Source organism: uncultured Methanobrevibacter sp. (assembly GCF_900314695.1).
Lineage (GTDB): Archaea > Methanobacteriota > Methanobacteria > Methanobacteriales > Methanobacteriaceae > Methanocatella.
In genome coordinates this window covers 14,113-28,923 of record NZ_OMWD01000005.1, presented here as the reverse complement: position 1 = coordinate 28,923, position 14,811 = coordinate 14,113, and the positions used below count along the sequence as shown (strand labels likewise).

The 14,811-nt window shown below is 30.4% G+C and carries 12 protein-coding genes and 1 tRNA gene; 5 read left to right on the top strand and 8 right to left on the bottom strand.

Going from position 1 to position 14,811, the window contains the following annotated elements; all coding sequences use genetic code 11:
• Positions 1–5: 5 nt before the first annotated feature.
• The 3 genes from QZN45_RS02190 to QZN45_RS02180 all read right to left on the bottom strand — a co-directional run bounded on the left by QZN45_RS02190 (position 6) and on the right by QZN45_RS02180 (position 3,281).
• Complete coding sequence (locus QZN45_RS02190; RefSeq protein WP_292881759.1) at positions 6–755, bottom strand: ABC transporter permease; 750 nt, start codon at positions 753–755, stop codon at positions 6–8.
• Between the two features lie 87 nt (positions 756–842).
• Positions 843–2,990 (bottom strand): heavy metal translocating P-type ATPase, encoded by a 2,148-nt coding sequence (locus QZN45_RS02185; RefSeq protein ID WP_296810816.1) that lies wholly within the window; start codon positions 2,988–2,990, stop codon positions 843–845.
• Positions 2,991–3,014: 24 nt separating this feature from the next.
• Positions 3,015–3,281: a hypothetical protein gene (locus QZN45_RS02180; protein WP_292605554.1), complete on the bottom strand. Its 267-nt coding sequence runs from the start codon at positions 3,279–3,281 to the stop codon at positions 3,015–3,017.
• A gap of 204 nt (positions 3,282–3,485) precedes the next feature.
• Here QZN45_RS02180 and QZN45_RS02175 point away from each other — a divergent pair, with 204 nt between their 5' ends.
• On the top strand, positions 3,486–4,415 hold the full coding sequence (locus QZN45_RS02175) for a CPBP family intramembrane glutamic endopeptidase (RefSeq protein WP_292605556.1): 930 nt from the start codon (positions 3,486–3,488) through the stop codon (positions 4,413–4,415).
• A gap of 21 nt (positions 4,416–4,436) precedes the next feature.
• Here QZN45_RS02175 and QZN45_RS02170 read toward each other — a convergent pair whose 3' ends face one another.
• Entirely contained in the window at positions 4,437–4,784 is a 348-nt protein-coding gene (locus QZN45_RS02170) for a carboxymuconolactone decarboxylase family protein (RefSeq protein WP_292605558.1), read from the bottom strand.
• Positions 4,785–4,857: 73 nt separating this feature from the next.
• Positions 4,858–6,309 carry an ATP-binding protein gene (locus QZN45_RS02165; RefSeq protein WP_292605560.1) on the bottom strand — a complete coding sequence of 484 codons (1,452 nt, stop codon included), beginning with the start codon at positions 6,307–6,309 and terminating at the stop codon, positions 4,858–4,860.
• A gap of 786 nt (positions 6,310–7,095) precedes the next feature.
• Between QZN45_RS02165 and QZN45_RS02160 the strand changes: the two genes are divergently transcribed.
• Positions 7,096–7,500, top strand: a complete 405-nt coding sequence (locus QZN45_RS02160; RefSeq protein ID WP_292605562.1) for a hypothetical protein — start codon at positions 7,096–7,098, stop codon at positions 7,498–7,500.
• Positions 7,501–7,897: 397 nt separating this feature from the next.
• Here the strand turns inward: QZN45_RS02160 and QZN45_RS02155 are convergent.
• Both QZN45_RS02155 and QZN45_RS02150 read right to left on the bottom strand, forming a co-directional pair.
• Positions 7,898–7,969 (bottom strand) — tRNA-Gln (locus QZN45_RS02155).
• A gap of 226 nt (positions 7,970–8,195) precedes the next feature.
• On the bottom strand, positions 8,196–8,489 hold the full coding sequence (locus QZN45_RS02150) for a hypothetical protein (protein WP_292605564.1): 294 nt from the start codon (positions 8,487–8,489) through the stop codon (positions 8,196–8,198).
• A 259-nt stretch (positions 8,490–8,748) separates the two neighbouring features.
• Here QZN45_RS02150 and QZN45_RS02145 point away from each other — a divergent pair, with 259 nt between their 5' ends.
• Both QZN45_RS02145 and QZN45_RS11050 read left to right on the top strand, forming a co-directional pair.
• Entirely contained in the window at positions 8,749–9,441 is a 693-nt protein-coding gene (locus tag QZN45_RS02145; protein WP_292605566.1) for a zinc ribbon domain-containing protein, read from the top strand.
• Positions 9,442–9,743: 302 nt separating this feature from the next.
• Positions 9,744–10,070, top strand: coding sequence for a histone (locus tag QZN45_RS11050; protein WP_342764021.1), 327 nt, complete (start codon positions 9,744–9,746; stop codon positions 10,068–10,070).
• Positions 10,071–10,254: 184 nt separating this feature from the next.
• On the opposite strand, the gene QZN45_RS02135 is transcribed toward QZN45_RS11050, so the two are convergent.
• A complete protein-coding gene (locus QZN45_RS02135; RefSeq protein ID WP_296810809.1) occupies positions 10,255–13,017 on the bottom strand; it encodes an Ig-like domain repeat protein in 2,763 nt (920 codons plus the stop codon).
• 260 nt (positions 13,018–13,277) lie between these two features.
• On the opposite strand from QZN45_RS02135, the gene QZN45_RS02130 reads away from it, so the two are divergent.
• Positions 13,278–14,678 (top strand): DHA2 family efflux MFS transporter permease subunit, encoded by a 1,401-nt coding sequence (locus QZN45_RS02130; RefSeq protein WP_296810806.1) that lies wholly within the window; start codon positions 13,278–13,280, stop codon positions 14,676–14,678.
• The last annotated feature ends 133 nt before the right edge of the window (positions 14,679–14,811 follow it).

The window sequence follows — 14,811 nt, the reverse complement described above, 5'->3', positions numbered from 1 at the left end:
AACACCTACCAAAATATCCTATTTTGAATTCTTGTAAATATAAAGTCAAATATAAGTCCAATTAAACCAATTACAAGCATACCTACAACAGTAGTACCAGTATCAAACAGGTTTGTTGCAGTTAAAATCATATAACCTAAACCGCTACTTGAACCAATCATTTCAGCTGAAATAGTACACATCAATGCAATACCAATACCTACCTTTAAACCAGATACGACATAAGGAACTGCAGAAGGTAAAACCACACGTCTTAAAACATTCCAATCAGTAGCCCCAAGAGTTTGAGCTGATTCCACTAAAACTTTATCAGTTCTTTTAACACCATCAGTAGTATATACCAAAATAGGGAATACACATCCCATAAATATAATGAATACTGCAGGAACGGTTCCTATTCCAAACCATAAAATTGAAAATGGAATCCATGCAACAGGAGGGATTGGTCTTAAAACACTTATTACAAAAGTACATAAATCTTCCAAAGTCTTATACCACCCAAGTAAAATCCCAAGAGGAATAGCCACTAAAGATGCCAAAATTAAACCAGCAAATACTTTAAATAATGTATCAATAGTATTAGTGAGCAATTTTCCATTTTGAATAACTACCCATGCAGAATTGATTACATCAATAGGTCCCGGCAAGATATATGAAGAAAACAATCCCAAACCATTAGTTATCAAATACCAAAAAAATATTAAAATTATCGGTAAAATTATTGGGACAAACCTATTATTATAATTATCAAACATTTCATCACTTAATTTAAAATTTTTATACATTAATAATTATGTTAACATAATATAAAAACTTTAAAAAAATATTAAAAAAAGAAAAAATTAAGAAGCATCAGCCACTTCAATAGCTTCTACTTCTATACCTTTGTTATAGTCTTCATCTTTTAGAACTGATTTGGTACTCATAGCTCCAAACAACATTGTAGACAAATTGTGTATCATTGAAGATGTTGATGGGGAGATTACACCGAATACACCTAATACAAGAAGTGAACCATTTACCAATACAATATTATGATAATTGTCATTAATCTTGTCCAGCATTCCAGTACTTAATTTTCTAAGTGTTACAAGGTCATATAAATCATCTGACAATAATGATATGTCTGCTACTTCACGAGCAATATCTGATGAATTTTTCATTGAAACAGATACATCTGCCGCCGCTAGCGCTGGTGAATCATTAATTCCATCCCCGACCATTATTACAGTCTTGCCTTCATCCTTAAACTCTTCAACAATTCTTGATTTATCTTCTGGAAGCACTTGAGACCTATATTCTGTGATACCTAAAGCTTTTGAAGCTGCTTTTGCACCGCTTTCACTGTCTCCAGTAAGCATCACTATATTTTCAATGCCTAAAGACTTAAGTTCTTCAATAACATATTTTGCTTCTTCACGTACAGGATCATCAATACAGATAATTCCCTCAAGCTTTCCATCAATTGCCAGATAAACAACAGAATGTTCCTTGGCAGCTTTATTGACTTTTTTCTCCTGAGTTTTGGTTATCTTAACCTTTTCATCATCGAATAAGAAGTGTTTTGAACCAATCACGGCACGTTTGCCATCATATTCAGTTGCAATACCATGAGCTACAATATATTCAACTTCACTGTGGTCTTCTTCATGCTTCAAACCTTCTTTTTCAGCTTGTTTTACAATAGCGGCAGCAATACTATGAGCAAAATGCTCTTCAATACACGCAGCCATAGTCAGGATTTCATCACGAGTGTATCTTTTAGACATAGGAATAACATCTACAACCTTAGGTGTTGCATTTGTTAATGTTCCGGTCTTATCAAATACAATTGTATCTGCATTGGCATAATTTTCAAGGAATTTTCCACCTTTAATCATCATTCTGTTATCTGATGCTTCGCGCATAGCAGATATGATGGACAATGGAGTAGTCAATTTGATTGCGCAGGAGAAATCAACCATCAATACAGATAATGCCTTTGTTGGATTTCCTGTAATTAAATAAGTCAAAGCAGTTGCAATGAAACTATATGGAACAATTGAATCTGCGAGCTTTTCAGCCTTACTTTGTGTATCCGCCTTTAACTCCTCAGAATTTTCGATTAAATCGATAATCTTATTTAATCTTGTTTCCTTATTCATCGAGTAGACTTCAACAATCAAGTTTCCTTCTTCAATCACAGTTCCAGCATGAACTGTTTTTCCAGGTCTTTTATGAACGGCTAATGGTTCGCCAGTCATTGACGCTTCATTAACCATTCCTTCACCTTCAATTACTTTTCCATCAACAGGAATTACATCGCCCATATGTACTTTGATCTTATCTCCTTTATCAATGTCCACGACAGGACATTGTTTTTCCTCACCATCTTCACCGATTATCCAAACGGTATCAATATTTAAAGCCAAACTATCTTTGAGTGTTGATTTGGCTTTTTGTAGTGTGTAATCTTCAAGTTCATCGGAAATTGACAATAAGAACATCATAGAGCTCGCTGGTTGATACTGTTTTAACAATAATGAACCCGCAACTGCTGCACCGTCAAGGAGTGCAACATCGACACGGAAACTAGTTAAACTATCTAAGCCTCCAGAGACATACTTTAAAGCACGGAAAATTGTTAAGGCATTCTTGATAGGTATTGGTAAGAACAATCTTCCCATTAACCTTTTAAAAATCATTTTAGATAATTTTAAATAAAAATCATCAGTGATTTCTTTTGAAACTTGAGTTTGTGTTGGTTCAGCCTCAAACAAATCATCCAATGTAATTCCTCTCAAGATATCAAATATTTTCTCTTTATTTTCGATACCCTCTTCATAGTATATTAATATACTACCATTCCTATGAGAAGTATAGACCTCATAGATAAAACTCTGATTCAAAAGTAATGAAGCAAGACCATAACCTTCCTCTTTAGTGAAGGCCCATTTGCCAGCACGAACCCTTAAACGAGATCCGTTATCATACATTACTTGGAATTTCATTTTTCAACCTAAAAAAAAATAAACTTACTTTTTAGCTTCAACGTAGATTTCTTTTTTGTCTTCTTCGTGTGCATCGAGTACAATCTCTTCAGCATTTTCTTTCATGTCCTGGAAGCATTCTTCTGCATCTTTTCTAACAGACATTACAGATGCCATTCCTTGAGTTGCTGCATCTTTTACAGTTTTAGATTCAATTATTTTTTTACCGACAATTGCAGTTGCGATTCCAGCTGCAAAAATCAATGCATGTTTATGTTCTGCACATTTTTCAAAAATTTCATTTCTTATCATTTTAACTTCTCTCCTCTAATTTTAAAATAAAGTGATATTTAGGAGAACCTAAATTCCCCGACATTTATGTAATATGTACTTTATATTATATAAATTTTAGGTTAACCTAAATTAATGTGCAAAAACTGTCATGCCTAAAAACCAATAGCAAACATTATATAGAAAAACCAATAATAACAAAACAAAAGCAAAAATGGTGAGAAATTGAATATACATAAAAAATTTTTCTCAAAAATCGGATTCAATTATTTGATATTCGGACTGCTAGCGTTAATATTTCAAATAATACTGGTGAATATTTTAGGATTCTATGATGATAAATTACTTGGCAATGTTAATGTCTTGTCAATTTTATCTGGAATCTGCAATTATATACTACCATTGCCAATTTTCATTTATCTAATGAGAAAAATAGAATCGAAAACACTTGAAAAGGAAAACATTAACTTCAAAAAATTCATTATCTACATTGCCATTTCACTAACCCTGATGTGGATAGGTAACATTGCAGGCCTTTTAATCACATCATTACTTAGTGCAGCAACACATTCAGACATCTCAAATCCTGTTGTTGAACTGATAAATTCTTCAAACATCATATTGAACCTTTTGCTAATCAGCATAATAGGCCCCGTATTTGAAGAACTACTATTTAGGAAGATATTAATTGACAGAACTATAAAATATGGTGCAAAAGTATCCATAATACTTTCAGCATTGTTATTTGCATTTTTCCATGGAAATGTAAACCAATTCTTTTATGCATTCTTGATTGGTGGATTTTTCGCTTACGTATACATAAAAACAGGAAAAATAAAATACTCAATAGCATTGCATATTATTCTTAACCTGATGGGATCTGTAGTGAGTTTATTTGTAGGTGAAGCAGGCCAGGCAATTGCTCATAATTCCTTCAACATGTTTGATTTAAGCATAGTAATAATTTACTTTATTGTAATCATTATCGCCTTTTTAATTGGAATTTATGAATTGATAAACTATAAAAAGGCCAAATTCAATGGGGCAAAAACAGAAATATATCTAAAAAACCCTTTAAAAACAGTTATCTTAAATCCTGGAATGATATTTTTTATGATATTCTTCATTAGTGAAATCATATATCAATTGCTGTAAAAAAAGAAAAAAAGAGAAATATTATTCCAGATTTTCCTCTTCTTCAATAGATGCAACAACACTATTTAGAATTTGAAGTGATTTGGAAAATGCAGGCATACCTGAAGTTAATAATACAACCCTCAAAACATCAACAATCTCTTCTTTGGTAATGCCCAAAACTTCAATAGCACTTCTCATTTGCTTTTTGGTAGCTCTTGGATCTGCACGGGAAGCAGTGATACCAATAGCAATTAATTTTTGAGTTTTGTAATCTAAAACCTTACCATCCCATACAGTATCGTTAATGTTAGATACCAATTCAAACAAGTCCTGATGGCTATCTTTTAACTCCCTTATACCTTTACCGTAATATACATCTCCTTTCATATTAACCTCTCTCCAAAATAATTTTAATTAATTAATGATTTAATTTTTAAGTTATATATAATTAATAGCTATTTCATAAAAATGAAAATGTTTTTGGAGGTATATAAATTACATCATCATCCTTTTTTACAGAAGAGTAGTTATTTGCAACCACTATCCCATATTGACAATTATATTTGTTGATGGCATGTTTAATCTGTAGTTTCTTTTTCTTTCCACGACCTACCTCGATTGGAATGATGTTTTCGCAATCTTTTTGAATCAGAAAATCAACATTTCTTTTTTTATAGGCATCATAATAGATAGTGAAATTTGTGAATTGATTATTGGATAAGTTAAACAAATTTGATGCAACTAGGTTTTCAAGAAGGAATCCTTCATAATCATCACTTCCAAGCAATGGGTTTCCCACTTTGGTTGACAGAGCATGTCTGATGCTGGGTGTTGCAAAATAATATTTCCATGATTTTTTAACCCTTTTGGCTGAACCACCATACGGCTCACAATGGAAAATCAGATGGGTCTTTTCAAGCAAATCCAATATCTTATTTACATTTGCAGTTGATGTTTTCAAGTAATTTGCCAGATTCGCTTGTGTTAATTCTCCAGGCTGTTGGAGAGCAAGATATCTTAAAATACGCTTTGCATTGGATTGGTTTTCAGATGAAAGCTCTTTTATTTGCGGCATGTCTTTTGTAATGACCTTTTGTGTAATTTCAACCAAATCCTCACATATTTCCCGATGAGACTTTTTGTCAAACAATATTGGAAAACCACCGAATTTAAAATATTCCTCCCAATCTGTAGAAGAGTAATCCAAGCAATTGGTCAATAAGTTATTTGCTTTAAATTCTGATGATAAAACATTATTAATATCTCCACCGAATATCAAATCTCTTAAATCAGCAGACAAACAACTTACGTCAATACCATATTTTAATTTTAAATGCTGTGTGTAGTTTAGAGGAGTTATTGATTTTTTACGCATTCTTCTTGCAAGATCATCACTGCGTTCCAAATGAAGAGCCGAAGAACCTGTAAATATCATGAAAATATTATATGATTTATCGTATATTACTTTTCCAGAGGAAGCCCATTTTTTATCGATTTGTGATTCATCAACGAATATGAAAACCTTTTCATCTAAATTTCTCAAGTTTGCATGAAATATGTTTTTCAGGTATACTTCAACCATCTGTCTTATATTGCATTCAACAAGATCATTTAAATCATCAAAGGAAATGTATAATACATTATTGGGAGGAATATTCTTTTCTTTTAAGAGATATTCATATGCCTGTAGAATCAATGTTGTTTTGCCAACACCCCTAAGACCTGGCAAAACTATAATCTTATTTGAAGTATCTTCTTTTAAAAAAGTATCCAAGTATCCTTTTATCTCATCCAATTCTTCTCGGGAGTTGAATTTCATATTATTATTAGATAACTCTTTATTTAAGATATTGGGAACATCAGTCAATTCATCTTTAATGAAATTTGCGATTAATTCTTCCTTTTCAATCATAGCAACATCCTCATTATATATATTCAAATATGAATTAATATATATAAATAATTATTCAAATATTTAAATATTTATTTATAAAGAATTATTCAAATATTTGAATAAATGTATTTTAACTTAATTCTTAATTAAATACTAATTCTTCAGACATATATTGAATTAATCAATTTATATAGTTTTTGTTTGAAATAAAAGCAATATTATTAAACTAGAAGAATATTCGAATATCAGACAACTTTTAAAGTAATTTCATATCGACATTGGCGTGACAATAATTGCTTTTCATCGATTGTTTGTAATAATTTTAGTATCTTACACTGCAACTTTTCCAATAACAGAACAATAGTTGCATTAATATCTTTGGCTCAAGTTATGGTACATGATTTGGCGTTCCAGCCGATCATTTTCTCCAGCATAGATGAAAATATTCAATTATCATGAATTCTAAAAAAAGTAGTGTAGAGATAACAAAAGTTATACAACTATCGCATGAGTTTTCATATAACAACTCTCCTCAAAATAATTTTAATTAATAATATTTAATGTTACACCATTTGGACTCCATCATTTATGGTTTTTATTGGTTTTAATTTATTGTTTTATTATTTATTACGTTTTAATCAAGCTTCAAGTAAAACCAAATACATTATATAAATTATCCCAATACTGATAATATTTAGTTTAGTTATTGGTGAATTTCTTACTTTATTTATTGGTGAATTTTTTGGATACAAAAGCGTGGAACTATCTTTTTTAACACTTAAGTATTATCGAAATTTTTTATTTATGGGATTGCCATTTTTCACTTTAGGATATCTGATTCATGATAAAAAAGATATTTTAACAGAAAAGATTTCTAATTCATTTTTAATAGCATTTGGAATATTCGGTCTGTTATTAACAATTTTAAAAGTTATAGTAGTGGGAAAATTAGATGTATATATAGGAACCATCATAGTTTCAGTCTGCATTTTCATATGGTGTGTAAAAAATCCAGATACACTTAATTTTAAAATAACTGAATTTATCGGTGGAAAATTATATATTTTAATTTATATTTTGCATTTAATGGTTTTATGGATTATTAACCCTCAATTTGGATATTTAAATCCTATAATTTGTTTTATAGCAACTACCATTATTTGTGCCATAATATATTTCATATTAAAAGCAATAGGATGGCAAAAATAAACCTCCCTATCGTGCGGATGACGGGGATTCGCAAACCAAAAAAATTAAAGTATTTTTTTGGAAAATTTTTTATTGCACTGTCGTCCAAACGATTTCTAATCCTTTTTTAAGAATATTTATAGCTTCATTCACATCATAATATGGAGTGTATAGCAATGAGGACGATTCCAGTTTCGTTATATATAATAGCCACTTTTTATTTTCATTTAACGCTAAGTTTTGACATAACATCATCCATTTTGAAATCTGAAACTAAATTTGAAAAACTCTGTTATGTAGATGAGTTGAATTAAATTTTTGTAAGTATTGCTAAAAATATAATAATATAAGATGTACTAAAAAATTTAGTACATATAGAAAAAAGAAATAAAAATATTAAGATAAATGGATAATTAAGTAGTCCCGAGCGGAGTCGAACCGCTGTCTTTGGGTCCAGGGCCCAAAAGGATTGCCGCTACCCTACGGGACTATGGAATTATTTTTAAAAATCATCATATATAAATAAGTAGGAACTGTCAAAATGTTTGCTCATGATTTCTTTATCAATCAATCCATTTTTTGAATCATTATCGGATTGCATATTCTTCCATTATGCTAAATTTCTTTTGTGTGATTGTGGCATCTATTATCTATGTAATTCTTCATAATAATCTTTTGATTCAACATCAACAGTTCAATAGGTCTTTCTTAAAATCTCATAGTTCGAAATTGAAACTTACAGCAGTAAATTTCATGCCACTGTCTCTGATTTTTTTAGATTTTATATCAACATCCCCGTATTGCTTTAAGAAATTATTAATCTCTCTTGAAACAGCATTGTAATTTTTTCTGTCATAAACTCTATAATTTCCCATGAATTTAACTGTTTCGTTTTTGTTGAGAACATTTACTTTGTCCAATCTAAATGATTCATTGTTTTTTTCTAAAACAGAATTTACTTTGTTCACTATATCATCTTTGATCTTCGCTTTTTCTTCATCACTAATCATGACATCTCCTCCAAAATATTTTATCAATACTCATCCAATGTTTTGAAAAGCATCATAAGTTCACAAAACCATGTTAAAAAGCAAATTAAATCTCATAACAATATTTTATATTTCATTATTCTTATAATGTATAGAATGTTTTACCGTAGATTCTTTCGAACGAAATTCCAAGAATGAAAAAATTGAAAAACATAACAACATATAAATAATTTTTTTAACTGAAATTTGTTTAAGAAGACTAATTTGAGAAGTGTGTAATATGGCCAATTTTTGCACTAACTGCGGAACCAAAATAAGAAACGAGGATAATTTTTGCACTAACTGCGGGACAAAAATAAAAGAAGACGGTAATTTTTGTATTGAATGTGGGACAAAATTAGAAAAAGAAGATAATTTTTGCACTAACTGTGGGGCAAAAATAGATAAATCTGATATGAAACAGAGTAAACATTTATTAAAATCAGTTTACGATAGCATAGAACAAGACAGAGCCCGAAGAGCTAAAGAAAAAGAAGAAAAAAAGAAAAAATTAAAAACAATTGATGAAATATTTGAATCAGAAGAAATCAAATCGGAAATAATAAAAAACAATATTAGTCAAAAATATGTATTTTCCATCAAATATAATCTAAATAATAAGTTAATCAATAAAAAAGAAGAAATGAATGAAGAAGAAATTAAATACTTCATAAAAATAGAATTAGAAAAAGCGAACAAAGAACAAAAAAAAGCTAAAATCAAAAAAGAAAAAGAAATTCATAGTAAAAAAATAGAAAAGAATGAAATAGCTCATGGGAACTATTGTAACTTGAATTGCAGACACTGCTACGAAGAATTTATGGACAGTGGAGGAGGAATAGTTGGTGATTTTGATAGTGAAGGGTATGTTGAATATTATTGTCGTTTAGGACATTCGTTATCCTTTGGAAGGTTTTGTGAAGATTATGAATGAATGATTCCCATAAGAAAATTAAAAATACCATTCAAAAACAAAGCCAAAACCTAAAAAACAAACATTCAAAACTAAACGAGGCGTTTAAAAACGAATATATCGCAAAAATCTAATTTAAAACTGCAATCGAAAATCAATTTAGAAAAAACAACAAATTTTTGAAAGATCCAAGTTATATGAATATTTTTTAAGTTATATCTTTTTTATATGAAAAATAAGTGACAAATAAGTAAAAATGGGCAAAGTTTTAATATTGCATAGTTGATATAATAATACAATGCTACATAACGGATGTGAAAAATATGGCAATTCCTAAGGCTCCTGTAAAAAGAATTATTCAAGAAGCTGGTGCTGAAAGAGTAAGTGCTGATGCAGTAGATGCATTAGTTGAATTTTTAGAAGATTACGCAGAAGATGTGTCTAAAAAAGCAGTTGTATATACAAAATATGCAAATAGAAAAACTGTGAAAGCAGAAGATATTGATTTAGCTGTTGGCAGTTCAAAAACTTCTGAATCTCCTGAGCATAAACACAATATTTTAGACGTAATCAAAGACGTATTTGATGCTGCATCAGAAGGAAAAGGCATTGAAGACATTATTAAATCATTTAAAAAAATGGAAAAATAAATCTATAGTTTTATTATTTGCAAGTTTTTCTTGCAATTTTTTTATTTTTTTATCAATATTAATAGCTATTTTTTATCTATAACTATTTCATATTTTGTATATGTCATCTGAAATGAGATTAATTAATACATAATACATTAAAACAGAAATTAAAAAAAATAAGTAGAAAAAATAGAATAAGATTCTATTTTTTCACAGTGATTTTAACTTTTTTAAGGGTTGGCTTGTAAAGTGTGTTTCCTTTAAATCTAATTGCTGCTGTAAATTTACCTGTTTTGGTTAACTTTTTAAGACTGAAGGTTGCTTTACCTTTGCTGTTTGTTTTTGCCTTGTAAAGTTTACCTTTAACCTTTAAGGTAACAAGAACTTTCTTAACTGCCTTATTTTTGCTGTTCTTCAAGGTTATTGTATATTTTTTTACTTTTTTAGCCTTTTTGAACACTTTGTTTTTAGCGACAATTTTTGTCTTTTCCTTATTTATTGTTATCTTTACAGTTTTTGATACAGTATTATAATTTGAATCTGCAAATTTAATGACAAGTTTTTTAGTACCTGCTTTTTGCGCCTTTAGGATTTTTGCAGTCAAGCTAATTGTTGCAACACCTTTGGCATTAGTTTTAGCTGAACCTATATTTTTGCCATTTAATTTGAATGAAACCTTTTTACCAGCAATAGCCTTACCTTTTGCATCTTTAAGAATGATACTGTATTTTCCACCATAGTTAATGATGTATGCCTTATTTTTAGCAGAAATTGCTGCACCCTGTTTAGATACACTGAATGCAACGGATGAAATAAAGACCCGTCCATTTCCTCGATATTTCACATCAACATTATAGTTTCCTGCATTCAAATTTGAAATTTTGATAGTTGCAGTTCCATTAGATACATCAGCAGAATATGTTTTTCCGTTGATAATAACAGAGAGAGTTCCATTATTTAATGGCACATTATTTTCATCAACAACATCTGAAGAAATCTTTACAGTTTCTCCATAAGTAATATTGGAAACATTGATATTTTTTAATTGTGCAGGAACAGCATTAATTAATGTGAGGGTTGCATTATCATTTACGGAGACAATATCTACCCCATTGATTGTAACATTAATAAGATTACCGTTAAATGTAATGTTATATGGATTTTGCCTATAGTTCACTCCACCACCATTATTGGTAGCAGTGTTGTTAATGAAATCACAAGTAAATACACAATTGCTTGAAACATCCCTAAAGGTCATAGCACCACCATTACCATTCAAATCACCAGATCCTTCACCTAAAGCAGCATTATTGACAAAAAGACCAGTGAAATTATTGTTATCAGTGGTATTGACGAAAACAATAGCACCACCAGTGGAATTAGCTACATTGGAGTCAAAATTACTGTTAAATCTATTATTGTTTGCTTTATCGTAGAAAAATATTGCTCCACCATAAACTGCATTGTTACCTCTGAAAACACTTTCAAATTGATTGCCTTCAGCAAGATTACGGAAAAAGATTGCTCCACCACTGGCGCTATTTGCTTTATTATTATAAAATTCAGCAGAAATTATGTTATTGGATGCTTTAGCTTGGAAACATAATGCTCCACCAATCCTTTCAGCCTCATTACCATCAAAATAACCATTAATTATAACATTATCAGTTTCATTGTTAAAGAATATTGCACCACCTTGATATGCACTATTATTAATGAAAGTGGAATTGATTTTACAATTAGAAACGGAATTATTAATAAAAATCGCACCGCCTTGATAAGCAGTATTGCCATTGAATTCACCATTAAATACCACATTTTCCATACTTTCAAAGAAATTGATTCCAGCACCATATGATGCTTTGTTGTTGATGAAATTACCATTAAATGCAATACCCTGCGGAGTTTGCCTGTAGTTTATTGCTCCACCATGTTTAGCAGCAGTGTTGTTAATGAAATCACAAGCAAATACGCAATTACTTGATATGTTAGTGAAGGTTATTGCTCCACCGTTACCAACACTATCACCTGAACTTATACCCCAAGCAGAGTTGTTGATGAAAGATCCAGTGAAATTATTGCCATCTGTAGTTCCAAAGAAAACAATTGCACCTCCAGATGTATTAGCCATATTAGATTTGAAATCACTGTTAAATCTGTTATTGTTTGCTTTATTGTAAAAGAAGATTGCTCCACCCTGATTTGCATAGTTAGCTGTGAAAATACCTTCAAATTGATTGCCATCAGCAAGATCACGGAAAAAGATTGCTCCACCACTGGCACTATTTGCACGATTATTATTAAATTTGGCAGAAATTATGTTATTGGATGCTTTAGCTTGGAAACATAATGCTCCACCAATCCTTTCAGCCTCATTACCATCAAAATATCCCGCAATTTTGTTGTTATCAGTTTCACCATTAAAGAATATTGCACCACCTTGATATGCACTATTATTAATGAATGTAGAGTTGATTTTACAATTAGAAATTGAATTATTAATATAAATCGCACCACCCTGATTAGTAGCAGTATTATTAATAAAACTACAATTATCAATCATTGCTAAAGAAGCAAAATAAGCTGCAGGGCCGTTAGTACCATTAGCATTGATTATATTGAGATTTTTAAGAGTAATATTTGATCCTGTGAAAATAAATATCCTCACTTGATTGGAACCATCTATAGTATGGCCTTTCCCATCAACAACATAATTATCCTTAGCAATTGTAAATCCATCAATATCTTTATCAGTTGATGGATTAAATTTATAATTTTTATCTAGTGTTAATTCATTTTCAGATTGGGAAATTAACTCATTTAAAGTCGTAAAATTACCCTCATCTGTACTTACATCCGTTAATGTTTCTTCAACCTTAACATCAAAAACTTGTGCATTAATGTCTGTTTGATTGTCATCAGCTGCACTTACACAGGATAGGCTGATTAAAACAAATAGACTCAATGCAACAACAATTAGTTTTGATTTAATAAAAATACCTCCTCAAATTGATAATAATTTAATCAATACTTAAATTTCTGTTCAAGATTATATAAAAAAATATTGGTTATCACATCATCAATTAAAAAAATACTACTTGTAATGACATTCAAATCTAACAAATATTCCTTTTCATTCCTTTTAAACACATTTCAAAAAAAAAATCCCAAAATTATAAATAAAGCCCAAATAGAAAAATAATTACAATACAATTTGGTGAAAAAATGAATATCCAATTAAACAATAAGATGCAACTGTTGGTCTTGTTCATTTTAGCTTCAAGCTTAGTATGTATAGCCCAATCGATTATTACAACAGGTTTCGTTTATTTAATGAGTGACTTTTCCGTCTCATCAACACAAGCACAGTGGTCCTATTCAGCATTTCTACTTGTTGTTGGAGTCATGATTCCATTAAGTGCTTTTATATCACGCAGATTTAGTGCAAGATCAATATTCTTCTTTTCATTGTTTATATTCCTCATAGGGTCAATCATATGTTATTTTTCAACTTCCCTAATTGTTTTGATTATTGGTAGGATTCTCCAGGCTATTGGAAACGGTATTGTAATGCCATATGTTCAAATTTTGCTCTTGAGATCCATGCCTGAAGAAAAATGGCAGACATATATGGGACTTTATGGTTTGGTAATTGCAATAGCTCCAGTCATTGGTTCTTTTTTAGGAGGATTCGTCATAGCTTTATATGGCTGGAGAGAATTGTTCTCATTTTTCACAATAGCCACAATAATCCTTTTGGTTTTAGGAGTAGTATTTGTAAAAGACGATACTCCTACTGAAGATTATCCTCTTGACTATTTGTCTGTTGTATTGTCCATAATTGGATGTGCAGGCATAATGCTTGGTTTTACAAATGTTGCTGATTATGGATTTACACATTACATGGTAATTTTGCCAATAATAATCGGAATTATAACTTTAATTCTATTTGTAAAATGCCAATCAAAATTAAATAAGCCTTTGATTAACTTATCCATACTCAAAAACAATTATTTCATGGTGGGAACAATATTTATCTGCATTCTCTATTCATGCCTGAATGGATGCACCGCACTTCTCCCATTATTCATTCAAGGAATAGCTTACAATTCAGCAATCTTTTCCGCTTCAGTACTCCTGCCGGGCGGATTATTGATAATCGTCTTTAATATCATAGGTCCATTACTTACAAATAGAATAGGAATCAAAAAGGTTCTTATTATGGGATGCATAATTTCCATAATAGGATTCGCAGCCATGATGTTCTATACTCAGGACTCTTCATTTGAATTTATGACCATAACTCAGTCAATCCGTTATATTGGAGTAGGTTTGGCTCTGATGCCCGCCACAACATGGACTTTGACAATGGTATCAGATAAAGTCGAGGATGGAACTGCAGTCAACAATACATTAAGACAGATTTTTGCTGCAATCGGCTCATCAATGGTAGTTGTTATAGTGGCTATTTTGGCTGGAGGTGCAATAGGCCACAATTCCGCTTCAGTTGTGGCATTCAATCAGACTTCATTGATTTTACTTATTCTACATATTGTCATGCTTATTTTGACTATAATATTTATTGATGATAAGGACAAAATTAAAAATTCAAATTTAAATACATAATCTCATAACTAATCATCATTGACCCCTTTCCGACTTAAATAAGTTGGATAATAATATTATACTAATTATATACAAGTTGAAAAATTATAAATAACCTCACCAATAAAACATATTATTGCAATATTTTTAAAAA

Excerpts from the sequence above, each read along its gene's own strand:
- QZN45_RS02190 (WP_292881759.1), bottom strand. The coding sequence starts at position 755 with ATGTTTGATAATTATAATAATAGGTTTGTCCCAATAATTTTACCGATA.
- QZN45_RS02185 (WP_296810816.1), bottom strand. The coding sequence starts at position 2,990 with ATGAAATTCCAAGTAATGTATGATAACGGATCTCGTTTAAGGGTTCGT.
- QZN45_RS02180 (WP_292605554.1), bottom strand. The coding sequence starts at position 3,281 with ATGATAAGAAATGAAATTTTTGAAAAATGTGCAGAACATAAACATGCA.
- QZN45_RS02170 (WP_292605558.1), bottom strand. The coding sequence starts at position 4,784 with ATGAAAGGAGATGTATATTACGGTAAAGGTATAAGGGAGTTAAAAGAT.
- QZN45_RS02165 (WP_292605560.1), bottom strand. The coding sequence starts at position 6,309 with ATGATTGAAAAGGAAGAATTAATCGCAAATTTCATTAAAGATGAATTG.
- QZN45_RS02160 (WP_292605562.1), top strand. The coding sequence starts at position 7,096 with ATGGGATTGCCATTTTTCACTTTAGGATATCTGATTCATGATAAAAAA.
- QZN45_RS02150 (WP_292605564.1), bottom strand. The coding sequence starts at position 8,489 with ATGATTAGTGATGAAGAAAAAGCGAAGATCAAAGATGATATAGTGAAC.
- QZN45_RS02145 (WP_292605566.1), top strand. The coding sequence starts at position 8,749 with ATGGCCAATTTTTGCACTAACTGCGGAACCAAAATAAGAAACGAGGAT.
- QZN45_RS11050 (WP_342764021.1), top strand. The coding sequence starts at position 9,744 with ATGGCAATTCCTAAGGCTCCTGTAAAAAGAATTATTCAAGAAGCTGGT.
- QZN45_RS02130 (WP_296810806.1), top strand. The coding sequence starts at position 13,278 with ATGAATATCCAATTAAACAATAAGATGCAACTGTTGGTCTTGTTCATT.